The organism is Rhodoferax sp., from assembly GCF_011391645.1.
Classification (GTDB): domain Bacteria; phylum Pseudomonadota; class Gammaproteobacteria; order Burkholderiales; family Burkholderiaceae_C; genus Rhodoferax.
The window spans coordinates 1-3,312 of sequence record NZ_JAABQC010000158.1 but is presented as its reverse complement, the minus strand read 5'-3'; the positions used below and the strand labels follow the sequence as shown (position 1 = coordinate 3,312).

The window sequence follows — 3,312 nt, the reverse complement described above, 5'->3', positions numbered from 1 at the left end:
GGTGGTGTTCAGGCCCGGAGACAGCTTTGCGGCGGCCTTGCGGCGCAGCGGCGTGGATGACCTGGGGCCGGCCATGGGGCAATTGCGCGGGCGTTATTTTTGCGGCATTGGGGCTTGCCAGGCCTGTCTGGTGTCGGTTGACGGCGCGGCACCGGTCGAGGCCTGCCTGACACCGGCGCGCGCTGGCGTGCAGGTGACGCTGGCGGCGCCACCGGCTTGTGAGGTGCACCGTGTTGCAGCCTGATGTGTTGGTGGTGGGGGGCGGCCCGGCGGGTGTGGCCGCAGCGGTCGAGCTGGCCGGCATGGGTTTGCATGTGCTGCTGGCGGAACAGCGTGACCGCCTGGGTGGCGCCATTCACCGCGCTTACGCTGGCGAGGGCGCCAGCCCGGTCAAGCGCAATGCGCACCACGAGCGCGCCTGGCAGGCTCTGCTGGACCAGGTGCAGCAGGTGCAGCAACAGGGGAATCGACTCAGCATGCAATTTCAGTCTGTTTTTTTGGGCGTTGAGGGCGATGGCCACTATCTGCTGGACGACCGGGTTGCCGGGCGGGTGCGCCCGGTGCGCCCCCGCGCTGTGGTGATGGCGGTGGGCGGTGTGGAGCGGGTGCTGCCGGTGCCAGGCTGGGAGCTGCCGGGCGTGAGCACGGTGGGCGGCATGCAGGTGCAGCTGAAAGAAACCGGTGAAGCACCGCCGGGCCCGATTTTGGTGGCGGGCAGCGGGCCGCTGCCGCTGGCATTCGCTGCGCAATTAACCGCCATGGGTCGGCCCCCGCTGGCGCTGCTGGAGCGGGGCACGCCTTTTGGCACCGCGCTGACGCACCCTGGTGCGGCTTTCAATGGCTTGCGCAGTTGGCTGCCGGTGGCCGAGGCGCTGGGCTATGTTCGCCAGCTGTGGCGTGCCCGCGTGCCGTACCGCACCGGTTGCCGGGTCACGGCCATTGAGGCCATGGCGCAGGGCCTGCGCGTGACAACGGAGAACGGTCGTGGTCAGACCCAGTTGTATGAGGTGGCACAGCTGGCTTTGCACGATGGTCTGGAGGCGAATCAGACCGGTTTGCCACGCCAGACTGCAGCGGGTTTGCCCATCGTCTGGGCCGGTGATTGCCGCGAGGTGCTGGGCGCCGCAGCCGCTGTTCAAGACGGCCGCCGGGCCGCGCAGCAGCTGGCCAAGGCCTTGGGGCAGCCGTGCGCCATGGCTGGTTTTGAGGCGCCCTTGCAGTCGGCCCGCCGCTTGCAGCTGGCGCTGCGCACTTTGTACCAGGCACCCGCAGCCGCCATCACGCCCGAGACCGTGGTCTGCCGCTGCGAGGGCTTGCGCGCCGCTGGCTTTGGCGCGCTTGAGGGCGCTGGCTCGGCGCACGAGATTCGGGTGGTGGGCCGCTTTGCCATGGGCGCCTGCCAGGGCCGCTTTTGCGCGCGCAACGCCCAAGCGCTGGCCGCCCAGGCTGGGGTGGCGTTTGAGCCGCAGGACCTGCACGGTAGCGTGCCGCGCTGGCCGCTGCGGCCGGTGTCGGTGGCGGCGCTGGCGGCTTATGCCGATGACTAACCGATGGCCAGCCGCGGAACACGCGATCCAGGATTTTTGAAACCGGCAAATTTTTGCCAATACCAGGAGAAGACGATGACACTGAAACAACGACGCCATTTCACAATGGGTGTGGCTGCTCTGGCGGCCAGTTGCCTGGCCGGTGCTGCGCTGGCACAGGCCCCTGACCAATCCACCTGGGACCGCATCAACAGCACCAAAATCCTGCGTGTGGGTGCGGTGGCCGGTGCCCCGCCCAATTACCAAAAAAATCTGGCCACGGGTGAGTGGAGCGGCATCATGGTCGACCTGGCCAATGATCTGGCCGCCAGGCTCAATGTGAAATTGGTGGTCACCGAGACCACCTGGGGCAATTCGGTGCTCGATTTGCAGACCAACAAGCTCGACATCTTTTTTGGCCTCAACCCGACACCACAACGCCGCGAGGTGATTGACTTCACCGTGCCGCTGTACCAGAACGCGTTCACGCTGATTGCCAAAAAAGGCTTCGAGGCCAAGACCTGGGACGACCTGAACCGGCCAGACGTGACGATTGCGGTCGATGTGGGCTCGTCCTACGACAACCTGGTGACCGCCATGTACGACAAGGCCAAGATTTTGCGCTTCGAGAAATCCAACGACGCCACCATGGCAGTGCAAACCGGCCGTGCCGACGTGCAGCCGCTGGTGGTCACGGTGTCGGCCGGCATCTTGAAGAAAAACCCCAACATCGGCCACCTGATCGTGCCCGAGCCGCTCAAGGGCACCACCACCAATGCCGGCCTGCGCAAAGAGGCCGACAAGACCTGGCAGGCCTACGTGGACAAATGGATCACCGAACTGCGCGCGGCCGACAAAATGAACCCGATCGTGCTGTCCAACCTGGACAAACTCATGGGCATCAAGCCCGCAGAAATTCCGGTCATCGTTAAGTTTTGACGCTTGTTTGATCAACAGGAGCCTGTGTGTACGAGTGGAACTTTGAATTTTTGTGGGAATACCGCAGCCTGTTTGCCACCGGCCTGCTCTACACGCTGGGCTACACCGCGATGTGTATTGGGCTGGGGCTGCTGTTTGGCCTGATCGCCGGCATGGGGCAGTTGTCGCGCTTCGGCGTGGTGCGCTGGCCCATGAAGGGCTATGTGGAGTTGTTCCGCTCGACCCCGGTGCTGGTGCAGATCATCTGGTTTTACTACGCCTTGCCGGTGCTGCTGGGCATCGAAATGTCGCCGGCCATGGCAGCGATCTTGGCGCTGTCGCTATACGGCGGCGCGTTTTACTCCGAGATCATCCGCGGTGGCATCATCTCGATCGAGGTGGGGCAATCTGAGGCCGCGCGCGCCCTGGGCATGACGCGCTTTCAGATCATGCGCCGTGTGGTGTTGCCGCAAGCGCTGCGGCGCATGACGCCGCCGTTGCTGAACCAGTCGATCATGCAGCTCAAAAACACCTCGCTGGTGTCCATCGTGGCCTTGCCGGACCTGGTCTACCAGGCGCAGGCCGTGGTGCACGAAACCTACCGACCGCTGGAAACCTACACGCTGATTGCCCTGATCTATCTGGCCGTGCTGGTGCCTGCCACCAGCCTGATCAAGCGGCTGGAGCGGCGCGCCGACACTTTGTGAGACAAGCAACATGATTGAAATACAGGGGCTGCGCAAGCAGTTTGGCGACAACGTGGTACTACGCGACGTGTCGATGCACGTGGCTCAAGGCCAAGTGGTGGCTTTGGTGGGGCCGTCGGGATCGGGCAAATCGACGCTGCTGCGCTGCATCAACCTGCTGA

General features: G+C 64.5%; 5 protein-coding genes. All 5 read left to right on the top strand.

What is annotated here, in order from left to right:
* Nucleotides 1–244 (top strand): 2Fe-2S iron-sulfur cluster-binding protein (locus GPS82_RS13605; RefSeq protein WP_296495621.1); only part of this gene is annotated, 244 nt, incomplete at its 5' end.
* The gene (locus GPS82_RS13600; protein ID WP_296495619.1) at nucleotides 231–1,547 is read left to right on the top strand and encodes an FAD-dependent oxidoreductase; all 1,317 of its coding nucleotides are present in this window, start codon (nucleotides 231–233) and stop codon (nucleotides 1,545–1,547) included. The genes GPS82_RS13605 and GPS82_RS13600, both read left to right, overlap by 14 nt.
* A gap of 75 nt (nucleotides 1,548–1,622) precedes the next feature.
* Nucleotides 1,623–2,465 carry a transporter substrate-binding domain-containing protein gene (locus tag GPS82_RS13595; protein WP_296495617.1) on the top strand — a complete coding sequence of 281 codons (843 nt, stop codon included), beginning with the start codon at nucleotides 1,623–1,625 and terminating at the stop codon, nucleotides 2,463–2,465.
* Between the two features lie 26 nt (nucleotides 2,466–2,491).
* Complete coding sequence (locus GPS82_RS13590; RefSeq protein WP_296495616.1) at nucleotides 2,492–3,151, top strand: amino acid ABC transporter permease; 660 nt, start codon at nucleotides 2,492–2,494, stop codon at nucleotides 3,149–3,151.
* A 10-nt stretch (nucleotides 3,152–3,161) separates the two neighbouring features.
* On the top strand, nucleotides 3,162–3,312 hold a 151-nt coding region (locus tag GPS82_RS13585), incomplete at its 3' end, for an ATP-binding cassette domain-containing protein (protein ID WP_296495623.1).

Excerpts from the sequence above, each read along its gene's own strand:
- GPS82_RS13595 (WP_296495617.1), top strand. The coding sequence starts at position 1,623 with ATGACACTGAAACAACGACGCCATTTCACAATGGGTGTGGCTGCTCTG.